The organism is Paenibacillus massiliensis 2301065 = DSM 16942, from assembly GCF_000377505.1.
GTDB classification, from domain to species: domain Bacteria; phylum Bacillota; class Bacilli; order Paenibacillales; family Paenibacillaceae; genus Paenibacillus; species Paenibacillus massiliensis.
Genome location: NZ_KB898186.1, coordinates 91,640 through 113,978 on the forward strand (window position 1 = coordinate 91,640; position 22,339 = coordinate 113,978).

The 22,339-nt window shown below is 49.5% G+C and carries 17 protein-coding genes and 1 pseudogene; 10 read left to right on the plus strand and 8 right to left on the minus strand.

The genetic code is table 11. The annotated features are described in order from the left end of the window. The first annotated feature begins 444 nt into the window (after window positions 1-444). The gene (locus D328_RS0104405) at window positions 445-6,708 is read left to right on the plus strand and encodes a DUF7601 domain-containing protein (protein ID WP_018883747.1); all 6,264 of its coding nucleotides are present in this window, start codon (window positions 445-447) and stop codon (window positions 6,706-6,708) included. A gap of 18 nt (window positions 6,709-6,726) precedes the next feature. After that, a complete protein-coding gene (srtB, locus tag D328_RS0104410) occupies window positions 6,727-7,506 on the plus strand; it encodes a class B sortase (RefSeq protein ID WP_018883748.1) in 780 nt (259 codons plus the stop codon). Between the two features lie 203 nt (window positions 7,507-7,709). Here the strand turns inward: srtB and D328_RS0104415 are convergent, their stop codons facing one another. After that, the gene (locus D328_RS0104415; RefSeq protein ID WP_018883749.1) at window positions 7,710-8,471 is read right to left on the minus strand and encodes an SDR family NAD(P)-dependent oxidoreductase; all 762 of its coding nucleotides are present in this window, start codon (window positions 8,469-8,471) and stop codon (window positions 7,710-7,712) included. Window positions 8,472-8,584: 113 nt separating this feature from the next. Here D328_RS0104415 and D328_RS0104420 point away from each other — a divergent pair, with 113 nt between their 5' ends. Together D328_RS0104420 and D328_RS0104425 are read left to right on the plus strand one after the other, a co-directional pair. Continuing rightward, window positions 8,585-8,941 (plus strand): MerR family transcriptional regulator, encoded by a 357-nt coding sequence (locus D328_RS0104420; protein WP_018883750.1) that lies wholly within the window; start codon window positions 8,585-8,587, stop codon window positions 8,939-8,941. A gap of 110 nt (window positions 8,942-9,051) precedes the next feature. Then, complete coding sequence (locus D328_RS0104425; protein WP_018883751.1) at window positions 9,052-9,588, plus strand: hypothetical protein; 537 nt, start codon at window positions 9,052-9,054, stop codon at window positions 9,586-9,588. Between the two features lie 155 nt (window positions 9,589-9,743). Here D328_RS0104425 and D328_RS0104430 read toward each other — a convergent pair whose 3' ends face one another. Beyond that, the gene (locus D328_RS0104430; protein WP_018883752.1) at window positions 9,744-9,983 is read right to left on the minus strand and encodes a hypothetical protein; all 240 of its coding nucleotides are present in this window, start codon (window positions 9,981-9,983) and stop codon (window positions 9,744-9,746) included. Window positions 9,984-10,102: 119 nt separating this feature from the next. Between D328_RS0104430 and D328_RS31870 the strand changes: the two are divergent. After that, a pseudogene (locus D328_RS31870) lies at window positions 10,103-10,431 on the plus strand (5-methyltetrahydropteroyltriglutamate--homocysteine methyltransferase); the annotation flags it as partial. 298 nt (window positions 10,432-10,729) lie between these two features. Here D328_RS31870 and D328_RS0104440 read toward each other — a convergent pair. Further along, window positions 10,730-11,446: a glycosyltransferase gene (locus tag D328_RS0104440; protein WP_018883754.1), complete on the minus strand. Its 717-nt coding sequence runs from the start codon at window positions 11,444-11,446 to the stop codon at window positions 10,730-10,732. Next, complete coding sequence (locus D328_RS0104445) at window positions 11,446-12,183, minus strand: glycosyltransferase (RefSeq protein ID WP_018883755.1); 738 nt, start codon at window positions 12,181-12,183, stop codon at window positions 11,446-11,448. Before D328_RS0104445 ends, D328_RS0104440 begins: the two co-directional genes overlap by 1 nt. 235 nt (window positions 12,184-12,418) lie before the next feature. Here D328_RS0104445 and D328_RS0104450 point away from each other — a divergent pair, with 235 nt between their 5' ends. From D328_RS0104450 to D328_RS0104465, 4 genes are all read left to right on the plus strand, one after another. Continuing rightward, window positions 12,419-12,970: an RNA polymerase sigma factor gene (locus D328_RS0104450; RefSeq protein ID WP_018883756.1), complete on the plus strand. Its 552-nt coding sequence runs from the start codon at window positions 12,419-12,421 to the stop codon at window positions 12,968-12,970. Next, window positions 12,957-14,267: a DUF4179 domain-containing protein gene (locus D328_RS0104455; protein ID WP_018883757.1), complete on the plus strand. Its 1,311-nt coding sequence runs from the start codon at window positions 12,957-12,959 to the stop codon at window positions 14,265-14,267. Before D328_RS0104450 ends, D328_RS0104455 begins: the two co-directional genes overlap by 14 nt. A 199-nt stretch (window positions 14,268-14,466) precedes the next feature. Beyond that, a complete protein-coding gene (locus tag D328_RS0104460; protein WP_018883758.1) occupies window positions 14,467-15,225 on the plus strand; it encodes an AAC(3) family N-acetyltransferase in 759 nt (252 codons plus the stop codon). Window positions 15,226-15,652: 427 nt separating this feature from the next. Beyond that, a complete protein-coding gene (locus D328_RS0104465; RefSeq protein WP_018883759.1) occupies window positions 15,653-17,347 on the plus strand; it encodes a histidine kinase N-terminal 7TM domain-containing diguanylate cyclase in 1,695 nt (564 codons plus the stop codon). 266 nt (window positions 17,348-17,613) lie between these two features. On the opposite strand, the gene D328_RS0104470 is transcribed toward D328_RS0104465, so the two are convergent. From D328_RS0104470 to D328_RS28340, 4 genes are all read right to left on the minus strand, one after another. Next, entirely contained in the window at window positions 17,614-18,051 is a 438-nt protein-coding gene (locus D328_RS0104470; protein WP_018883760.1) for a MaoC family dehydratase, read from the minus strand. 204 nt (window positions 18,052-18,255) lie between these two features. Further along, on the minus strand, window positions 18,256-19,209 hold the full coding sequence (locus tag D328_RS0104475; RefSeq protein WP_018883761.1) for a copper amine oxidase N-terminal domain-containing protein: 954 nt from the start codon (window positions 19,207-19,209) through the stop codon (window positions 18,256-18,258). A 253-nt stretch (window positions 19,210-19,462) separates the two neighbouring features. Next, the gene (locus D328_RS0104480) at window positions 19,463-20,434 is read right to left on the minus strand and encodes an aldo/keto reductase (protein ID WP_018883762.1); all 972 of its coding nucleotides are present in this window, start codon (window positions 20,432-20,434) and stop codon (window positions 19,463-19,465) included. 4 nt (window positions 20,435-20,438) lie between these two features. Further along, window positions 20,439-20,873, minus strand: coding sequence for a MerR family transcriptional regulator (locus D328_RS28340; protein WP_033412302.1), 435 nt, complete (start codon window positions 20,871-20,873; stop codon window positions 20,439-20,441). 291 nt (window positions 20,874-21,164) lie between these two features. On the opposite strand from D328_RS28340, the gene D328_RS0104490 reads away from it, so the two are divergent. Continuing rightward, window positions 21,165-22,055, plus strand: a complete 891-nt coding sequence (locus D328_RS0104490) for an AraC family transcriptional regulator (RefSeq protein WP_018883764.1) — start codon at window positions 21,165-21,167, stop codon at window positions 22,053-22,055. The last annotated feature ends 284 nt before the right edge of the window (window positions 22,056-22,339 follow it).

Here is a 22,339-nt window from a genome sequence, read left to right on the forward strand (position 1 = left end):
TACTCTGGTAAGGGGCTTTTCTTTTTCATGTATTTAATCGTACGTGTATTGGGACTTGGCCAAGCTTGAAGTATTCAAGGTGGCCCTCCAAATGACTCCGGCATCAGTAGGCCTTACGCTTTGATTGTTGAGTCATTGTCGAGATTTTGTTTAGGTCCCTCGTACTATAATTGTCACAAATACGCTGTGTAAATTGGGCGTTTTGTGCTATTTGCAGTAGACACATGGCGAAAATCATCGAATGAGAGGGGAGATCGCTACTAAGCATGGTCAACGACCTGCATCCCACGGCACTTACACGCTCATCTGGAGCGCTGCAAGATTCCAATACTATCAAGGGATGTTGGGAGCATGCCAATAGTATATGTCTATTCGCTAGAGCGGTTTTCATCGGGAGGATGAGCCCGGTATACCGAAAGTTTTGGGAATGGAGGGGAAATTTTTTTGAAACGAAAACACAGTGTAAGTAAAGCTGTGCTGTCCTTCTTCTTGGCCGTGTTGCTTTTCTTGCAGACGTTTGCGTTCTCGGCTAGCGCATTTGCGGGGAGTGCACCGGACGGATACGGAGCGGTATCGGTAACAGACGCCGTGTACGATACGTCAGACGAACCTTCATCGGTACATGATGAGGTGTATGCACTGCCGGCTAAACTCATTTCGCTGGCGGCAGACCTGACGGACAAGACAGCGGTACTCATAGGAGCGAATACGCCCTTTCCGCTAGAAGTTATACAGGACGGGAAAGTCTTGCAGACGGGGGAGGCCATTCATGGCAGAAAGCCCTTCTCCCTGAAGTCGATAGACATCAAGGTTCCGGTGAAGGGTGACGCTGCTGACCCGAACACGGTGGATGACAGCACGGTCATTGTATATGGTGACTACGTGATGCTGGACAGAGCGACTTACTTTCCGGAGGTGATTCTGCCGACGGCCACCATGACGCTTAGAGAAAAATCGGGCTACACCATTGGAACGGCCCATTTCTCTGAAACGGGCATTAGGGTCGTGTTCGACGGGGAAGAACGCTTCTTCAACGGTCAAGGTCGAAACATCACCTTCGGTTTTGAATCTACTGCTAAGGCCGATGTAACCGGTATAGGTTATGGCCAGCAAAAGCCGATTGATATCTTCGGGGCGAACTATATGCTCGATAACCCTAGTGTTACGCCTGCATACAGCATCAGCATGAAATCAACTAGTAACGTGTCCGAGAACAATTGGATTTATGCAGCAGATTTCTTGGAGGGAACTATCGAGTGGCAGGTGGAAATCGCCGCAATGGATATGTTCGACCCTACCATCCCGCAGCCACTAGACGGGCTGAAGTTCTATAACGCGCTTGATCCGAGTCAGGTGGGTACCTATGTGGAGGGCTCCTTCAAGGTCAATGGCAGTACAGTGACACCTGATGGTGCAAGCACGAATGCGCTGGGGTATACCTTCCCTACAGGTATCGGCGACAAAGCAATAGTTACTTTCAAGACATGGATTCCTAAAGGAAAGTACTACACAGAATATAACAGCGGCAACAATGGGTACCAGACGGTCGCGAATACTGCAGACTTGAGAGATTCTTCAGATAATAAGCTGCTGTCCTCGAATGCATGGCGTGTCGCCTTCAAGCCTGACTGGATTCAGAAGAGCGGCACCTTGGACAAGCGTTCGAGCTCTGCAGACCCGCGGACTATGACATGGACAATTGATGTCAACAAGAACTACAGCAAGCAGGGTCTAAAGGACTTCACGATCACTGATGCCCTGCCAACGGGTCTTACCTGGAGATCAGCCGCATGGCAGTCGTGGGACAGTGTAGCTAAGGATTGGTCAGCTACGACAACGCCGATCACGCCTAATGCAAGTCATGTGTATTCCTTCGGGGAGGTCAATGGCCCGATCCGGCTGGTCATTGTGTCTGAGGTTACAGGCAGTGTAACTGGATTTACTAACAAGGCTATCGCGCAGTGGGGACTGGATGTCAATACCGTGCAGGACAATGATCAGGCTACGGTATGGGACACGGCCACTCTCACTATTGGCGCCCACACCCTAACCAAGAGCGCTAGTACTGGTGATAGCCTCGGTCTGGGCATATTACCTTGGAAGGTATCCCTTACACCGCAGGAAGCTCTGCCAGACGGTGCAGTGTACGATCTGCTCGTGTATGGGGATGCGAGCTCCATCGACTTCACCAAGGTTACTGCTAGCCCAGGGCTTGATGCCGCAATTTTGAACCAGTTGCGAGGGAACTCTAGGGAGAATTACTACCAGCGGTTCCAGTCGGGTTCCTTTCAGTCGGGTGATGGCTTAACACATCAGATATTCACCCTTTCACAGGATGGGAAGCCTGTCGCAGACCTGCTGCAGGTTAGTGGATACAATACGGATCAGCCCGCTTCCTTCACTTACAATTCCCTGATGACACAATGGGAGCACTTCGCGGGCAATAGAAGCACAGACCATTATAATCGAGCGTCCCTGTTTGAAGGGACAACTCGGACGATTGACTCAACGCGGCCTTCGATCCGGGTCAACAGCGGTATGCTGGCCAAAGAGATGCTCTATGCATCGAGACCGGAGGGTACATCTGTTAATCCGGCGAATGTTAACCACTATATCCGAGTTGACACGAATCAGGCACATACATTGGCAGCCTATGATCAGGTGACCAAGACGGTAACCTTCCGGCTGTCAGTCAATATGAACGGCATGAAGACTGAGGAGATGGCGAAGGATGGTGGCAATCATGTTGCCAGTGACATCAGACTCGTCGATACCCTGCCTGAGGGCTGGGAGTTTGTGCCTTACGCACCAGGACAGGACTTTGCAATTTACAAGGCAACACGGGCAGATTATGGAGCGACTGCTAGTGCAACGACGCTGATCTCCGACCCAAGTGATCTCGTGAGCTTCTCTGCCGCAGGGAACATAGGTACTTTTTCCTTTACGAAGCTGGAAAGTCCCTATGTTGTACTGGTCAAGGCAAGACCTAGCGAGGAGACTCTGCGTCAATATTTTGATACTGGCGAGTCAACGCATGAGATGACGAACACCGCCGAGGTGAAAATCACATGGGGGGATGAGCCCAGCACAGTCACAGCCACCCGTAAGGTCATCGTACCCATGCAGTCCCTGAGCAAATCGGTAACGAAGCCGAACTCTGGCGTACTGGAGTGGACGGTGAATTACACCCCGCCTTTCGAGATAAAGGATGGCGTCTATCTCCAGGACACTCTTGGAGAGGGGCTGGCGCTGCGTAAAGATGAGAAGGGGGATCTCTCGCTGCGGCGCCCAGACATGGCTGTATATCGCGCCAAGCTGACCCCGAGCGGTGGACTGACGAAGGACGGTGATGCGCTGAATCTATACGATCCGAATAGTGAGGTCAAGGTGGACAGCGTCACCGAAGGTGGTACAACCCGGTTGATGTTCCGCATGACCAATCCGAATCAGCTCTACCAGTTCGTGTATCAGACTGAAGTCACCGAAGTGCCTAACGGTGGAAAAGTGGGCAACGAGATCAAGCTGATGGGTGATGATACCCTGAAGAATATCGGTGCCAGAAGCGAACACTCGGTGGACAGCAGTGATGTCGGTGGTAGCGCGGAGACCCAAGGCAAGCTGGATCTACTGAAGGTTGATCCTAAGGGTAAGCCGCTTGGCGGCGTAATATTTACGCTCTATGAACCAGATGGCGTCACAGAGGTCACAGGTGGTACTACAGGTGTGGACGGAAAGCTTAGTCTTTTTGCCAAAGCGGGACTTTACGTGCTCAAGCAAACGTATATTGACCCGATCACCTATCTGCCGACCACGACAGTATACCAAGTACGTGTGGCTTCTACTCCATGGAATCCGATCTGGGTGGACGGGGTAGAGGTAACTAGCACTAACCCACTAGTTGTGCCAACTCCGATATGGGTGCCCGGCAATGTGACGCTGGACACAGCGATCGAGGGGAAAGGAGCTGACCCGGATAAGGAATTTGAATATACGATTACTTTTAGCAACGGTCAGTCCTATGCCTATTCCGGCTCAAAGAGCGGTACTGTGGCTAGTGGCGACACGATTATCCTGAAGGATGGCGAGGCTATTACCATCAAGGATATCCCTGACGGTATCACCTACACTATCGTTCAGAAAGACTACACAGATGAGGGCTACACTACAGACCCGGAAAGCCTGACACGTACGGGTAGCATTGTAGCAGAGGAAACGGCCACAGCCAAATTCGTCAATAGCAAGTACCTTCCTGGCAAGCTGACGATCGGACAGACGGTCGCGGGTAATGGTGGGGACAAGGACAAGCTGTTCGAGTTCACTGTTACTTTTGCAGGCGCAGGTGCGGGCAAGACGTATACGTATACGACATCGGATGGTGTAACAGGAACCATCGGGTCTGGTGGCAAGCTCCTCCTCAAGCATGGGGAGACAGCTGTCATCAATGGGATTCCGATGGATACAGCCTACACCATCACCGAGACGGATTATACGAGCGATGGTTACGCGACGACTTGGCCAAACTGGCAGACGACCGGTATTATTGCCGAGGAGGGCGATCATAAGGAAGAGGTTGTCAATACGCGGATGGTGTACGGCGGTCTGTTGATTGGGGAGACCGTAGAAGGCAGTGGTGCAGATAAGAATAAGGAATTTGAGTTCACTGTTCAATTCCCTGACGCTGCATCCAATGAGTCGTACAACTATACAAAGTCGGACGGCACGACGGGAACCATCCAGTCTGGCGAGACGATCACGCTCAAGCATGGACAGACTGTCGCTATTGATGTTCCAAGCGGTCACAGTTATATCGTCACCCAGACAGATTATACGGGCGAGGATTACACGGCTAACCCGGTGGATCGGACGCATAGCGGCACGATTGTAGAGAAACAGATTGCCGAAGCTCGCTTCGTCAATGCGAAGTATCTCCCTGGCCAGCTGACGCTGACGCCAGATCCTGCGGTTGTCCCAGGAAATGGTAAGACACCATCACAATTGACGGCAACGTTGACGGATCATGAAGGCAAGCCTGTTGCGGACACCGAGGTCATCTTTACACTGCCGGATAATACGGAAGTAAAAGCAAAGACCGATACGCAAGGCAAAGCGGTCATCCCTTATACACCGCCAAAGCTGGACACGACTACGCCTGAGGATCATCTCATTACGGCGAGGGTAGACAGCCCGACGGAAGGGAAGTTGACTGCCGATACGAAAGTAACCACCGTTCCGGCGGCAATCTTCGGAGTGCTGCGCGATAACGAAACGGGCGAAGTGCTTCCGAATGAACGCATTGTCATTACCGACAAAACGAATGGCAACGAGCAAGAGATCATGACCGACGACCAAGGAAGATACTTCCACCCTGTGCGGTATGGCGGCGATTATACGATCAGCTTCACGACAAAGATTAAAAATACTAACGAATCGATCACTTTCACGCAAAAGGCAGAAGTTGACGGCAATGTGAAGGGCGGCGAGTTGGTTCCGGCGCACATTACGGCTGTCGGCGTCGTGCTCCTGAAGCAGCCTGATGGGCAGTCTTCACTGTTGAACAGCGAGCTCGCTGGCAAGATGCGTATTTATTTGCGAAATGCTAGCGGTGAATATGTAACAGAGAACGGCGTTCCGAAAGCATTTGACTTGCAACCGAACGGCGCATTCTCGGCGGAAGGCTTGTCTGCGGAGAAGTACATGATGGAAGTGCGTTACGAAGTTGCGCCAGGCAAAGAGCTGACGATTCAGAAGGCTGAACTGGACGTGAAGGCGAATGGGGAATTGAATATTTCTCAGGAGCTCGTTGACCCTTATGGCACTGTTTACGATGCAAACAAAGGGATCAATACAGGGCAAATCGAGGGAGCTACGGTAACGTTGTACTATGCGGATACGGAGAGAAACAGATTGAAGGGAATCGAGCCGGGCACGAAAGTAACCTTGCCTGCGGTTCCAGGCTTCCCACCGCACGACAACAAGAGCCCGGAGCAGGACAGCGATGCAGCCGGCTTCTATGCGTATATGGTATTCCCGGAAACGGATTACTATCTGGTTGTAACGAAGCCCGGATATGAGACGTACACGAGTGAAACGATCTCTGTCGATTTCGAGATTGTAAAGCACGACGTACCGATGAAGCCGATTAGTTCCGGCGGCGGCGGTGGCGGTACTGTCCCTGTAGACCCTGAGCCTGAACCGACGACCCCCGGACCCGATCCAGGCAAACCCGAGCCAGAAAATCCTGTGCCCGGCAGCGGCAATGGCGGAAGCAACACCGGTAACAGCGGAACCGATAATGGTAAAGGTGGAAGCAACACCGACAACGTCGGGACTGACAGCGGCAACGCTGGAACCAACACCGATAACGTCGGAACTGACAGCGGCAACGCTGGAATCGACACCGATAACGTAGGGACTGACAGCGGCAACGCTGGAACTGACAACGACAACGTCGAAACTGACAATAGCAACGGCGAAGCTGTCGACAGCAATACTGGGGCCAGTAACGTCGGTAATGTATCTGATGGTGGGAAAGATGTGACTGGTAACGTCAAAAAAGGAACCAGCAATATCAGCAATGAGCTGGACGATGTCCCGGCAACAGGAGATAGCAGTGTATCGCCAATCTTCTATATGCTATTGGCGCTGATGTCCATCATCACAATCGGATTCTGTCTACTCAGTAGCAAGAGGAAGCAACACATTCAATAATCGGAGAGGCGGTAAGAAATGAGTAAAATGAAAAAAATTCTTATCGCCGTATCCGTCCTCGTGTTGGTATTCTCTCTAGCCAATCTTGCGAGAACGCTCGTGGAGGCTTACGCCGAGCAACAGAAGATCGAGGAGCTGACGAACGTCTGGAGTAGAGAATCGGACAGAGGCGGAGGGAAGTCTTTTCCCTCCGCTTTGCTCGCGAAAGCGAATGAGCCTGTCGTGCTTCCCGAATTTCGAGAGCTTTACGAGAGAAATCCAGACATCGTCGGTTGGCTTCAGATCGACGGTACCCGTATTGAGTATCCAGTCATGCAGAATACACAGGATTCCCAGTACTATCTCAATCACGATTTTGATCGAAAAGACAGCAAAGGCGGGCTTCCTTTCTTGGACGAGCACAGCCGGATCAACGGTTCCGATATTTTATTGATTCACGGTCACCATATGAAAAGCGGCTGGATGTTCAAAGATCTCATGAAGTACAAGAAAGAAAGCTTCTATAAAAAGCATGCTACCTTCCAATTCAACACGCTTTACGAAAAGGATGAGTATGAGATTGTTGCCGTTATTCTGTCAGAGGTGTATCGAAAATCGGACGACGTGTTTAAATACTACCAGATTGAGAATGTCAATACGCCAGCCGAGTTCGATTCGTATGTTCAGAGCATTAAGAAGCTTGCTCTTTACGACACGGGCGTAACCGCCCAGTATGGCGATAAGCTTATTGTATTGTCAACGTGTGAGTACTCAACTGACAACGGCCGCTTAGCGGTGGTTGCCCGGAAGATTACATGACGATGCTGCAATGAGGAGTCAAGCGCTTCATGATGTGTTCTCTCCTGGAGGACGCAATAGCCTGTAGACGACAGTTCCGTTAGGGACAGGTCTACAGGCTTTTTTATCTATTAGGATGCTTTACAGACCAGCTCAGAAGCTAGTGGGATGGTCTTCTGTATATTAGATGCTGTGCTAAATTTTCAAGTTAGTCCCCACGTCACCTAATTTCTCATTCTCGACACATAAGGATACAGTGGATCTCTCAATTGGAACTCATACGTTGTACCATCTACAATACCTACAACCTGCTCGCTATCATAAAGGTCCAACATGAACCCGGCCATTTCTCTCGCCGTATGATACTTTGGAATCGAGCCTTTATATTGAAACTCATCTACATCCAGAGAGCGCTGGGCGAACTCGGTCTCTGTGGCAGCAGGTGCCAGCACCTTCGCCTGCAAGGCTGCTCCTTTTCCCCTCAATTCCTGTGCGAGCCCTTCAGTAAAGGCACTTACATAAAATTTTGTCGCGCAGTAGGTCACGGCATCAGCCACGATCACGTATCCACCACCTGAGGATACATTGATGAGCTGCGTTCCTTCCACCTCGGCATAATCTCGTACATACAGAGAAGATAGAACCGTAAGCGCCTCGATATTCAAGTGAAGCATCGTCTCGATCTTATCCAGCTTTTGCTCCCCTACAGAAGCAAAATTCCCGAAGCCCGCATTGTTAATCCAAGTCTCTATCTGATAATCACGGAGGCCTTCATAGAATTCATGTACGTTCGCTGTGATGGATAAATCAACAGTACGAATGATCACGTCCAGCTCCGGGTTCATGTCTGCCACGGTTGTCTTTAACTGCTCCAATTCTTCTGTTCGGCGTGCTGCGATGATCAAGTTCTTGCCGCGTGCTGCAAACGCAAGAGCTGATTCATATCCGATGCCTGAGCTAGCACCTGTAATCAAGGTATATTTCATCTGAATGCCTCCCGAATTGTATTTATTTCATGGATTGTGAATAAGCAATGAGTTCACTATACTGGTTAGAGTGAACTCTAAGTCAAGAAAAAATTCAGCGAGGTTGATGTCTCTTGTATACTATTGGCGAAGTGGCCGAAAAATTAGGAATAAGCGCACATACACTGCGGTACTACGAGAAGGAACAGATCATTATACCTGACCGGGATGCCAGCGGAGACAGACGATATCAGGACTCACATCTGAAGTGGCTGCAATTTGTAATTAAGCTAAAAGAGACGCAAATGCCCATCGCAACAATTAAGGAGTATGCTGCACTTGTGCTGGAAGGAGAGCATACGTCAGAGGAGAGACTAGGCTTATTAGAGGAGCACAGACAAGCAATTAAGCAGCAGATGAAGACTTTACAGGCTGCAGATGAGATGCTTGAGCATAAGATCTCCGCTTACAAGACCTTTATAAACCAATAAGATGAGATAGCAGGCCATGCCCATCAAGCGATGATTGCCCCATTCGCACAAGCAGTTAGCCCGTCCCTAGCGTACACTGAAGTATCAATCAGTGAGCGAGGTGATTACTCATGGCACAATCCAAAGAGATCCGTGCGCGGGCCAAGAAGCTTCAGGGCCGTCCGGTCTGCATCACTCTGCACAGCGGAGAGACCTACGTCGGCTATATTACCGATGTGAATTCCGGTGGGTTGGTGCTTGCAAGCGCTGGGACCCCTACAGAGGCTTCCTCCACAAAGCAAGGCTCCCGTTCTACCAAAGGTAAAGCGGGTTCACAGGCAACAGGTGCCCGTCGCAGCAAGGGAAAACGCAGTGCGCGCAGACCATCTGCCCGTTCGCGCTCCCGTAGGCCAGATGCCAAGGTGTCGGCATTCCTTCCCATGATGGGCTCGCTGTTCGGTGGTCTGGGCGGAGTTGGCGGCGCCGCAGCGGGTGCAGGAGGGCTGGGTGGCATGCTCGGTAGCGGCATGCGACTGTTCGGCATGATTCAGAGATTTGTCCCTGTCGTGAAGATGGGCTACGGCATGATCCAGTCGATTCGCCCGTTTCTCGGTGCCGTTCAGGGCTTCATGGCGCCGGCTACTCCAGCAGCACAGGATGAGGATTAGACTGTCCATCCATACGAAGCTCGAGCTCCCTCGGCCTTGTCGAAGGGGGCTATTCGTGATGCATGCAGCGTCTATTCAGTGTGGCGCCGTTCTCCAGGCTCTAATCTTGGTGAACGGGGCGGTCACAGTGACAGCCCCATCACCTCATGTGCAAATCAGCCTACACCATCAATCTCCAATAAGGAATAAAAATGATCACGGTCCTCATTATCGAATGAGCCAATGGTCCGTATCCTGACATATTCATGACCACCGTACAGATTGATTTCCTCGCCATACATATTGTAGAGTGCGATCAGGTGGCTGTCTGAATTCAACTCCATGTACCCATAACATGTTGATTCAGGCGCTTCATTGTATAGGAGTGTGTATCTGATTTTGATCACCTTGTGCATGGGATATCTAGCCTCCATTCTGTCATTTTTATTGGCGTAGAATTTATACAGCATCCCTCATCAGATGTCAACATATTACGCTAGGTTCAAATTTTGTTATTTGGTATAGCGGAACCACAGCAACGCACGGTCTGCCAAGCGATCTTGTGATCACCACACATGTATGCCGTAGTAATTATGTATCCACCTATGCAGGAGTAGGTGGAGGGTATGATATGAGCTAATCACGCAGACCCTGCTGAGCATTGATAACTATTCCGGCTACTTTCTGGAATTCGATACCGAGCGGGTAGGGGACTTCAAGCCGCTACGCTTTCTGAAGGACAATCAGCAGGTCGTGCTAGGCTTGTTCTCTTCCAAGCTGGGAGAGCTGGAGCGCAAGGAGGATATTCTGAAGCGTATCGAGGAAGCGAAGCAATATGTGGATCTGAATCGGATCTGCCTAAGCCAATAATAGTTCAGCAATCCCGAACAACAAGCTTCATAGCGGTCGAGCGGACACCCGCTTGCAGCGGCTCTATACTTACATTGAGTCTGATCCAAGTACCAGAAGCTTCTTAAGAAGCTATAACTGGATCATTGTCACTCAAGTAGTAGCTATACGGTTCAGTCTTCCGTATGGCTATTGTGCATACCATGGCGAACGGTCATCCCAAGCAGCGAGCAGATATGAAGAAGATTTTGGGTGAAGGGCACAGGAGCATCGACATGTACCGAAGAAATAATTGATAGCTTAGGTTGGTATATTACGTAGATACGTAAGCTTTGGGATTTCCCACCTTCAGTACCTTGGCCTGCCCTGATAGCAGCTCCCTATCTCTTACAATCCAGGTGTGGCCCCTCGAATTCCTCCTGCGAATCGCGAGAAAGTTGGAGGAGCTTCCTGAGTATATTCGGTATCCCCTGGCCTTGCTATTGCGGAACAGTCTGATGCACTCTCCTCGATTTTGATCCGGGAAGCCCACCTGACTCAGCACATGGCGTGAGGCGAGCAGAGTGGCGCCCTGGACGAGGGAGACATATTGATTCGCTTGGTCAGGGTAACGAAGCAGGAGAAGTCCCTTCCCACCCAAATACATATAGTGGGCACGCTTCCCTACAATATCAGCCTTGGTCTTCAGCAGGGTCCGTACACTCTCCGTCAAATAACCCGCGGCATAGTAATCGTCATCATCGAATTTGGCAATCAGGCTGTACCGGGCTCGCGCAACCCCATAATTGAGGCAGCGTCCAAGTGATACCCGCCCCGGCAAGCTATAGACGCGTACATTCTTATAAGGCTTTGCGGCCGTTCTATACTCATCTACCTGTAGCTGATCATGATTCAAGATGATAATGAGCTCTTTCTTCTTATAATTCTGTCTGTTGTAATTACGGAGAAGGGCCCGCATGCATTGCCGACGCTTGGTACACACGATGATTGATACCCCGTTCCGGGAACGGGAAATAGTTGAGCTGGCCATCAGGATACGCCCTTTGGTTTTCTCTGTACGAATTTTTTGTAATTCCGCACCGACCGTATCCGTTGACTGGCAGAGATCAGCTCCCGGTCACTGATGACCCAGGTGTGACGTGCTGAGTTCTTCCGGCGTATCGCTAGAAAGTTATGTCGCCCGGCAGAGTAGACCTTGTACCCCTTCCGCCTACTGCGAATACAGAACTGATCGTCTTCACCGACGCTGCGATTGGGAAAGTGAACGTTACGCAATACCTTGCGCTTGATGACAAGCGTCGCACCCGGGATGACCTTTACAGGCCGATACTCATCCTCCGCGAAGCGCAATATCAGTGATTTGGAGCCTCGTAAATACATATAATGTGCCCGTTTTCCAATGACATCCGCATTGGTTTTTTGGAAGGTTAGCAAGCTGTCCGTTAAATAGTAGGGGGCATAGTAGTCATCGTCATCGAATTTGGCAATGTAGCTATATTTGGCTTTCTTGACCGCATAATTCAGGCAAGCGCCAAGCGAGTGATGCTGTGGAACCCGATACACGTGTACGTTACGAAGGCCTCTGGCCAAGCTCTTATAAGGCGCTAGCGGAATGGAGTCGTTGTTGACAATAATAATAAGCTCCTTCTTGGAATGGCGCTGACGACTATAATTCCGAAGTAGATTTTTGATAAAGCTCTTGCGATTCGTACAGGAAATAATAGATACTCCTTGCTGAGTGATAGAGTTTCTTGGGCTGACCCCCATGATATCGCTCCCCTTATTCGTGATAATTGAAGCTAGTTCTCTCTAAACTATGTAATTAGTAGCTATGGGGAACGGCCAATTCACAAAATGGAGAATTAGCACATGAACCAGCCAAGGAGCCGTAGTGATTGAAAGAGCAAATGGTAGTGAGGGCTTGATGCTGGATGAAATTTCTATTTCGCCGATTGAACTTTTTGTCGCTCACAATACTCTTATAGGGGAATGAGGTGAGGAGATGAAGGTCGCCCGAGGGGTCAGACAAGCGCAGAAAGGGAATAAAGAAGCCTTGCTCCAATTGATTCTAGCCAATAAGGATGCCTATTACAGACTGGCATTATCGTATATGGGGAATGAGCATGATGCGATGGATGCCTTAGAAGAGATGATCATCATCTTGTACGAGAAGATTCACCAATTGAGAAAGGTGGATTCATTCGACAGCTGGAGTCGAACCATTCTGGTGAATCATTGCAGAGCTATGATCAAGAGGCGTAACAAGACCATTCTAATTGATGAGTGGCAGGGTGACAACGCCAGGGATCGCGATGCAGCGGGTATCCAGGATCCGTATGAACAGCAGGATCAGAACATGGACATTCGCCGTTCGCTGGAGCGGGTGAATCCCGATCAGAGGGAAGCGATTGAGCTCAGATATTTTCACGATCTGGATTATGAAGCTATCTCTAGGATCACGAATGTATCGGTAGGAACGGTGAAATCCAGGGTGTTCAATGGCTTGAAAAAGCTCAAGAAATGGTACGGGGGTGAATCAGATGAAACGAATTGAAGAACTACTAGCCGATGAACGAGAGCGGATAACTGCTATACAAGCACCTGAAGAGCTGGAGGGAAGACTTCGGCAGGCGCTGGATCGGACTCCTGACAGGAGGCGGCGCAGCAAGGCTTCAAGATGGGCGATTGCAGTAGCGATAGCAGCTATAGTGATATCGGTTGGTGGCTACAACTATGAAGCCTTTGCTTACTACGGCCAAAGAATCCTCGGGTTCGATGCGGTCATGACAGGCACGTTAAAGAAAGTAAATGCTGCTGGCATGGGACAAACGGTTGATCAGCATGTCGTTCTGCAGGATGGCACGGAGCTTGTTGTAAGCGGCCTAATGGCTGATGCCAATCAATTGATTTTGTACTACTCTCTCCGCAATCCTGACGGTATTGCCAAGCATACGCAGGATTCTTTTCGACTATCCCAGTTGACGGGCTTCTTAACAGACTCCTACATGGGCTGGGGAACGACGACGATCAATGACGAGCAGACAGAGCTGATTGGTCTCGCTAGCTTCGATCCGGTCAATGGATTCGCCAAGCAACTGACGCTGCATTACGCTGAGCAGACAGATGATCAGCATACGAGGATGGGCAGCCTAACCTTTCCTTACCATCCGAAGCAAGCCATCCAGACACAGGTGCAGCAGGCGATTAAGACCAGGATTGCCGTCGATCAGGGAGCCATTACATTCGGGTCCATTACAGCAACACCGCTCTCTACCGTCGTCAAGGGGACTTGGAATGTGAAGGAGCTGGACCGGGTTCGTCAGCCATTTGAGGGCATAGAGCTGCTCGCCAATGGCAAGCCTGTCTCGATGGAAGGAAGCGGGGTTAGCAACTCTGTACGCGGAAGAACGTTCGAGCTTCGTTATGATACTTTGCCTAAGGATCTGGAGACGCTGCAATTGGTTGTCAGGACGTTCTCAGGCTATGAGAGGACTGACGCGGAGGTTAACCTGACACATGGATCGCAGACTGACGTTCAGGCTGACAGGCCCATATCTGTGGGCAGCAAGGAGCTATGGATTAAGCAGGTTAAGACGACCGATGAAGGAACAGAGATCACACTGGCGACCGAAGACGATGTTCTCCTGAATGGGGTGACCCTGGAGACGATGGAAGGAATGACGGAGCTGCGCACGACCATAGGCCAAACTGAGGCGAAGGGGAAGGATGGAGAGGTTCTCAAGGAACGCACGTTGTTGTTCGACACGAGCGGGCAGTCGAAGACGTTGCATATTGAAGGGATTCATTACAGAAAAACGTATGACAAGACGGTAGATATTCCTCTCGATTGACTGAAGGAGGAGTTACCTTATACCTCCACATAATCACTACTTTGCCTTGGCAGGTATAAATGTAGCTTCCTCCCTCGCGGTAGCTGCATAATATAAGATAGATTACAGAGGTAATAGATAGAGAGAGTATGCAGCAAAAATAAAGTGTACGGTCGATAATGGAGAGTTCTGCTATAATGGCGGCAGGAGGGAATAGAATATGCACACGTTAGAGAGCTTGGTGAAGCAATTAGAACAGCTGGGCATTGACAGCCAAGGTACGCTGTTGGTCCATTCATCCCTGAAAAGCATGGGTCCGGTCGAAGGCGGCGCGGATACCGTATTAGACGCATATACCGCATATATGAAGGATGGCTTGTTGGTGCTGCCTACCCATACATGGTCCTATATCAAAGCGGACAACCCTAGATTTTACGTAGATCAATCCCCATCCTGTATTGGCATTCTGCCAGAGCTTTTTCGTAACAGACCAGGTGTAGTCCGCTCTTGGCATCCTACGCACTCGGTAGCTGCATTGGGGCAGGATGCGGTAGAGTTCACCAAAGACGATCATCTCTTTGACACGCCTTGCGCCAGAGGCTCGGCCTGGGGGAAGCTGCTTGACCGAAAGGCGACCATATTGCTGGTGGGAGTCGACTTAAGACGCAATACCTTCATCCACGGTGTCGAGGAGTGGGCCGACATCCCGGGGCGACTAACAGATGTTCATGAAATGCTATATACCGTGCTGCCTGATGGAACGGAGATCCCCGTGCCTTCCCGAAGACATTGGGGATTGTCGTGGTCCGAGCATTTCTGGAAGGTTGATGAGGTCCTTGAGAGTACAGGCGCGATGCGCAAGGGGCAGCTAGGTGACGCAGTGGTCCGAGTATGTGATGCAGCTGCCGTGGCCAAGGTGATTACCGAGATGCTGGCGGACAAGCCGGAGTTATTTTCGGATAATAACCCGCTGCTATGAGCGAGTGAAACCGTAAGGAGATTCGAACTATGGCTGTAATCGTGCACCGTGCTAGCTGAGATAACCATGTTGAGTAGCTGCGGAACAGATTGGCGTTGATATGTGGCTGCACTTTTATATGTAGCTTAAAGTTAAATAAGATGACTATGCTGAGTGAATATCAAGAATATTGCAGAGTGAGAAGTGGTGAAAGGGGGTGCTTGAGCAGCTCCTTTCGTTGTATGCACAATATTAATTTCCTCTCCATATCAGTAATAGGCTGGTTGAGTTGCCATTGTGTGGGCTAGCTCGTGCTTATAGCTGTATGATAAGATGTGGATTATAACGATGTATAGTGGGGAAAATAGGCCCTTTTCAGGCTTTATTAGCGTAATGGCATACAATTGCAAGTCATCGTAGTTGTCTGGCTCAAGAAGGAGAAAGATGTGTGGATCCATTAGTATGGTACGATCTCTTTTTGTTCCTTGTATTACTGATTTTATTTATTTACGTGTTTGCTACGGTTAGGATTACGAACTTACATAAGGTGTATTTCATTTTCCATTTCTTTATGATGCTCTGGCCTCTAGGCCAAATGGCCACAGATCTGACGGATGATCTGTGGTTACAGCTATTGTATGTGACCCTGTCCTTTGTGGCCCTAGCCTTCCTGGGAGGGGGGTGGCTCCTGCTTACGGTCTTTCTCGCCGGTCACGCAGGGCGAATAGGCCTCCGAAAAGCTTATCTGCTGTTTGCTCCAGCGCTGATCGCAGCCGCGGGAGTGGTATGGAACCCGAATCATGTGTTCGTAGCTCCCTTGGAAGGGGGGTATATTCAACGCGAGTATGGACCATGGTTCTGGGTGGTCATCGCTATTCTGGTCGGTTACCTACTGGCATCTCTCTTGGTGCTGTTTCGGACTCTGCTGTCGCCCAGCACATCCGTCACGAATAGGATACAGGTGAAGATTATGCTATGGGGAATCCTGGTTCTGGCCGTATTTGCCAGCATTGATGCCCTTCTGAATGTCGTGCTAAGCGAGTGGCTACCGATCATCCCTGGCTTTACTTCTCTCGGGATTGTATTGTCAGATCTATTTTTCATCTATGTCATCAAAAAATACAATATGTTCGATCTCGTCTCCATCGCTCACGAGGACGTGATTAATACCATCCCCTATGGAATTCTTGTGCTAGATGACCGTGAATTCATTATGGAAGTGAACAAGGCTTTGCCCTTCTTCATTGAGCTGCATGTCGGTGATTATTTGGATATGGAAGCACTTCTGAGCTCCGTGCGGGTGGAGGGCAATAGCGAGAAGTTCCTTGAGCACTATAAGCAAAGGGATCTTGCCATGTCGCAAATTGAGATCCTCGTGGAGCGCGATAGTGTTCGTCATTTTATACTGCAGGCGTCAACGATTGTGGATGCTTATGGTATGCCGATGGGCCGTATTCTTACTTTTCAGGATGTCTCGCAAGAGCGTTTCCTGGTGGAGGAGATGAACCGGAAAAATCGCATGTTGCAGGAACGGAATCATTCCCTCGACCGTACTCGTCTTGAGCTATCCCGAGCCAATCGGCAGCTAGAAGAACTGGTGCTTACTGATAGTCTGACGGACTGCTACAATCGCCGCTATCTGACCCAGCATCTGACCCATGAAGTGATGAGCAATATTCAGTATCGGATTCCGTTCTCCCTGATTCTCTTTGACATTGATTTCTTCAAATATATTAACGATCACTACGGACATGTCATCGGTGATGAGGTGCTGTATCGCACAGCTCAGATCGTCAAGGAGTCGATACGTAGTACGGATATTCTGGCCCGCTATGGAGGAGAAGAATTCATGATCTATCTCCCTCATACAAGACGACAACTGGCGGGGCAACTCGCGGAGCTTGTCAGATCGTCAGCTGAGTCGAACCATATCGTCGTGGAGCATGGCCGTGAGCCGGTATCCATTACGATCAGTATGGGCATTCTGTCGGTCGAGGATTTTAAGGATGAACGTGTGCCTGATGATCCAGAGGAGTACTTGATACAGCTGTTCGCAGCGGTAGACAAGGCTCTGTACCAAGCCAAGCAAAATGGGCGCAACCGGATCGAGCTGGCCAGCTTCCAGCAAGCTTCGTTTAACTGAGGAGATGTACTATCTCTGGGTAAATGAGTGAGGGAAAATAGCTGTACGTTGGGAGTTGGATAAAGGAAGCCCTGAAGAGCGCATCCTGAATGGTTGATAGTATGTTAGATGAGCTGACGAGGATTGTCTCCGTGTCAGCTCATTTGTTGAAGGATCGTATTTCACGAAAGTCTGGGGATAGCTGGAAATACTTTTTACGGATGCATCCACTCCAGTTGATTGTGTATCCTTCCCCCAAATCGTACTCGCCCTATGCCAAGGGTGATTCATTCGGCGTGTTCATTTTTCACCATAGCCGACAGCTCACCTGTGAACACCTTCTCCTGCTGAGCATTGAACGTGGACATTCTCACGGTGACGATGCCTGTCTGATTACGCCATTTCTTCAGCTCTACGACCTCTACAACAGCATGCAGCTCGTCACCCGGATAGACGGGCCGTATGAATTTCACATGATTCATAGCGGTCCCCGCAATGATGTCCTCACCGTAGCTCCCTGTCTCAATCCATAGCTTAAATGAGATCGCGAGGGTCTGAATGCCCGATGCGATGATGCCCTGGAATCTGCCTTGTTCCGCCTTCGCTTTATCCAAGTGCATGTATTGTGGATCGTATTCGGCGGCAAATCGGGAAATATCTTCCTCGCTCAAGGTAATTGCCTTGGTGGTAAACATCTGGCCGATATAAAATTCATGAAACTGCATGCCGACACTCCTCTTCAAATAAATACTTATACTGCTTACATCTATGATTCCCTTTTTTCCTCGAGTGTTCCTGTATAAGGCAGAGCAGATATGAAATCAAGCATATCATTAGACAATATCTATTATGAGGCATGCGTCGTGAATGTGGAGAAGGAGCCGTTGGCATAAGTAGCCTGGCTCCTTCCGTGTTATGGTTAATGTATACTATTGCAGGGCATTCTTAATGTCAGCCCAAGTAGCGTTCAGTTGCTCCTCGACGGACATGTCCACGTACTGTAGACTCAGGCTATATCCTGCGTCTGTTGTTGCTTTGAGTAATAGAGTAATCTTGGTACCATCCATAATCCATTCGCTGGTTAGGCGACCGTCAACAGCATAGCGTGCGACATACTGACTGATATTATTCGGATTTGGGGCACTTGAGCCAGCCACGGGTTGTCCATACTCTTCAGTTATACTACTAAACACCCCCGCATAAAAGCTGATCAGTTCACCTGGATCATAGTCGGGAATGACAGGGGTAAGTACAACAGCTGCGAGTTTGTTCTTGTAAAAGATATATAACTCTTCAGTTGCTCCAGCCTCTAGCGAATCCTGATACATGAGAAGACGAATGTCGCCTTGTCCACCTTCATCCATCAGCTGCTTATGAGCAGAATTCGTCTTAAATTCCTCCTGACTGATGGACCAAGGTATGTTGATGCTGCTCGATGCTGGCTTATCTCCAATCCATGCAAAGCCCTGCGCGCTATCGAGGCCAACCGTCTTGCCAGTCAAGCTCCGAATTGCTGATAACGGAATGTAGGTCGTTCCGTTCACGGTCTTGACCAATGCAGGCAATACGGTCTCTGAACCGTTGATGGTGGCCTTCTTGCTGCCAGTCTTAACGATGATAGAAGAGCCAGACGTGTTCTTGGCTGTAATGGCCTTCGTCTTGCTATCTACGGTCATGGTATAGCCTAGCTTGGTTAGTACGGCTTTCATAGGCACGAGTGTGGTGTTGTTTTCCACAATGACTGAAGGTTGTCCGGTTATTGCCTTACCATCGATGTGGAGGGTGTATTTTACGGAAGCGGCGGAGGTCAGGGGAGTGAATGAGAACAATCCGACCAGGAGCGCCATGCACCCTATAAGTGTTATGTAAGCTATTTTTTTCATGATGACTCCTTTAGGTGTGTATTGAAAATCATAGGACATGCATCTTGAATATAACATAGCTGGTATAGGGCCGTGTTCCAAAAAATACCTATACCATGAAAAAAGTACTATCAAAAAAAGAAGACCACCCAATAAAGGGCGGCCCGGATGAAGTTTCTTCTATGTTACTTTGTTCCACACCATTTTGGAAGCCAGAGGCTAAGCTGTATCTGCAACAATACCTTCAATAATACTAGCCGAGCCTTCAAGTACACTAGCCCTCAAGCAAAGACATTTGGTCCTTCATATATCGGGTACCGTGAACGCTGTTCTTGGGACTAACCTGCTCGATGCGAGTCAGGTCCTCGGCTGTTAGTTCTACGTCCACAGAGGCAGCATTTTCTTCAAGATATTTCATGCGTTTGGTTCCTGGAATAGGCAGCGCACCGTTGAATATGGTCCATGCCAGGGCCAGCTGCGAAGGAGTACAGTTCTTCTCGTCGGCGATTTCCTTAATCTTATCAACGATCTCAACGTTCTTCTTGAAGTTGTCTCCTTGGAATCGAGGCATGTATCTGCGAAGATCATGGGGAGCCAAGTCCTCAAAGGTACGGAGCTCTCCAGAAATAAAGCCTCTGCTTAGTGGACTGTAAGCGACATGCGTAATTCCCAGCTCCCTCGTTGTGGGGAGAATCTCGTCTTCAATATCTCGGCTCCACAGCGAATATTCGCTCTGTAAAGCGGAGATCGGATGTATCGCATGCGCGCGGCGAATGGTGGAGGCAGATGCTTCTGAAAGCCCAAGATAGCGAACCTTCCCAGCGCTAACTAGCTCGGCCATTGCTCCTACTGTCTCCTCGATCGGAATATTTGGGTCCACGCGGTGTTGATAGTATAGATCAATATAATCGGTGTTCAAGCGTCGCAGACTCTCATCGACAGCCTTGTGCACGTAATCCGGGTCCCCACTAAGGCTTTCATAATTGGGGGTGTACGAGAACTTGGTAGCAATCACCGCCTGCGCTCGGCGTCCCTGAAGGGCTCTTCCGAGGAGCTCCTCGTTATGACCATTTCCATACACATCCGCCGTATCGATCAACGTAACGCCTAATTCCAGAGCACGATGTATCGTCTGTATAGACTGTTCGTCGTCTGTCTCCCCGTACATACCTGGGGACATGCCCATAATACCTAGTCCAATCGAAGATACGATTAGATCACTATTTCCTAATGTTCTTGGCATCATCTCGTTATCCATCTCCGTCCGTTGGTTTATTCTGCTGCATTGCCAGCTGGTTCAAGAGCTGACTCTCCGAATGAACTCTTCCTTTTTCGATCTCTTCATAAATGGCGAGCTTGTTATTCACTGCGTCCAGAGCCTCCGCGAGCTCACGTTGACGTCGGAATAAGTCCTCTTTGTATTGGTTCAGCATAGCCTTTCTTTGCGGAATGGTGGAATCCCCGTCTAAGGCGAGATTGACCATCTGCTTCATTAAAGACATCTTCATTCCAGTTGCTCGAAAACAGGTCATCAGCTTGATCCAATCCATGTGCTCTTGTTCAAACAGGCGATGTCCATGCTTATCTCTCTTAATGAAAGGGAGTAATCCCTCCTTCTCGTAGTAGCGAATGGTATGAGCTGAGCAACCAAGCCGCTCTGAGACTTCTTTTATAGAGAATGTCATATAGATCGATCCCTTCTTCAGCTTGTAAGCTGACGTGCTCGGCTGGTTCTGGTACATCATATTCGTTAGAGCGCGCTCTAAGGCAAGCATGTCTTTTTTTGGAGTATGGATGAAGTGTCATTTCCGTTAATATTGGTTTGATTATTGTTGGACCTCTCTTGATCAAGTACTATTATAGTAAGCTAGTTTGTCTAAAGTATATATGTTGCAGTCGTGCAGAACTGGGAGAGTAACTGCAAGGATGATTGATGCTGAATCTGATTAAATGGAAGCAGAGGGGAGGGAGACTGGATGGCCTGGTTCGAACGAATGAATGAAGCGCTGGACTATATCGAAGACCATCTTCTTACGTATGTAGACATGACGGAAGTGGCAAAGATCACTTGCTGCTCGATTTCGAGCTTTCAGCGGATGTTCTCCGCTGCTACGGATGTATCCTTGTCGGAGTATATTCGGCGCAGGAAGCTGACACTTGCAGCATTTGAGCTACAGCATAGCAGCATGAAGATTGTGGATCTTGCCCTGAAGTATGGGTATGACTCACCGGAGGCATTTACACGAGCCTTCAACATCATTCACGGGAAGACACCTTCAGCAGCGCGCGAGCAGGGTGTGACCCTCACCGCCTATCCCCGGATCTCTTTCCTACTAACTGTCAGAGGAGCTGTCGCAATGAATTACAGAATCGAATCCAAGGAAGCTTTTGTGATCTATGGCATTGAGGAAATGTTCTCGATGGAGAACGGTGAGAATCTCCGTGTGATTCCCCAGTTCTGGCAGGCTGCACACCAGGATGGACGTATCGATAAGCTCATCCAATCCACGAATATGCTGAGCGAAGCGCCGAATGAGTTGTGTCTGGTCAATGCGATCTTTGATTACCGCTCGGCGGAGGAGGAGCAGACCTTTCCATATATGCTGTTCGCCTATAAGACCAACCGGAGTGATACGCATGGGTACAGGGAAGTAACGGTGTCTGCCGGAACCTGGGCGATCTTCAGAACAGAGAATCACACCATGGAGAAGACGGATGAAGCCATTCAAGACCTCATCAAGCGAGTATACACGGAGTGGCTGCCGACAGCGGACTATGAGAAGATCGACGGCTGCGATATGGAGCTGTACTATAACTGCGGCAGTGCCTGCTGGAGCGAGATCTGGATTCGAGTTCGATCCAAGTAAGTGAGACTTGAACAGGGGCATGTGCTAAGAGGATCGGAGCATGGTATAGTGCGATGAAATCAACGTCGGCATGTGCTTCTGCTGCTAGTGGGGTAGTAGGTAGCGTACAGGTGAAACGTGATCGGTAAAGAAAAAGAGCGGTAGCATTTAGGAGCAATAGAGTTTCGGTAAAAAGAGGCTCGGGCGCCGCACGGTTGCAGGATGCAGTGTGTGGTAATGGATGCTGGCCCACTTATATGGAGATTCAAAGAGGAGTTCTCGGGGAGAACTCCTTTTTGAGTGGA

Bases quoted from the DNA above. Each gene is read 5' to 3' on its own strand.
- D328_RS0104415 (WP_018883749.1), bottom strand. From the start codon at position 8,471: ATGAAATATACCTTGATTACAGGTGCTAGCTCAGGCATCGGATATGAA.
- D328_RS0104470 (WP_018883760.1), bottom strand. From the start codon at position 18,051: ATGCAGTTTCATGAATTTTATATCGGCCAGATGTTTACCACCAAGGCA.
- srtB (WP_018883748.1), top strand. From the start codon at position 6,727: ATGAGTAAAATGAAAAAAATTCTTATCGCCGTATCCGTCCTCGTGTTG.
- D328_RS0104450 (WP_018883756.1), top strand. From the start codon at position 12,419: ATGAAGGTCGCCCGAGGGGTCAGACAAGCGCAGAAAGGGAATAAAGAA.
- D328_RS0104455 (WP_018883757.1), top strand. From the start codon at position 12,957: ATGAAACGAATTGAAGAACTACTAGCCGATGAACGAGAGCGGATAACT.
- D328_RS0104445 (WP_018883755.1), bottom strand. From the start codon at position 12,183: ATGGGGGTCAGCCCAAGAAACTCTATCACTCAGCAAGGAGTATCTATT.
- D328_RS28340 (WP_033412302.1), bottom strand. From the start codon at position 20,873: ATGACATTCTCTATAAAAGAAGTCTCAGAGCGGCTTGGTTGCTCAGCT.
- D328_RS0104430 (WP_018883752.1), bottom strand. From the start codon at position 9,983: ATGCACAAGGTGATCAAAATCAGATACACACTCCTATACAATGAAGCG.
- D328_RS0104425 (WP_018883751.1), top strand. From the start codon at position 9,052: ATGGCACAATCCAAAGAGATCCGTGCGCGGGCCAAGAAGCTTCAGGGC.
- D328_RS0104490 (WP_018883764.1), top strand. From the start codon at position 21,165: ATGGCCTGGTTCGAACGAATGAATGAAGCGCTGGACTATATCGAAGAC.
- D328_RS0104460 (WP_018883758.1), top strand. From the start codon at position 14,467: ATGCACACGTTAGAGAGCTTGGTGAAGCAATTAGAACAGCTGGGCATT.
- D328_RS0104480 (WP_018883762.1), bottom strand. From the start codon at position 20,434: ATGATGCCAAGAACATTAGGAAATAGTGATCTAATCGTATCTTCGATT.
- D328_RS0104475 (WP_018883761.1), bottom strand. From the start codon at position 19,209: ATGAAAAAAATAGCTTACATAACACTTATAGGGTGCATGGCGCTCCTG.
- D328_RS0104440 (WP_018883754.1), bottom strand. From the start codon at position 11,446: ATGGCCAGCTCAACTATTTCCCGTTCCCGGAACGGGGTATCAATCATC.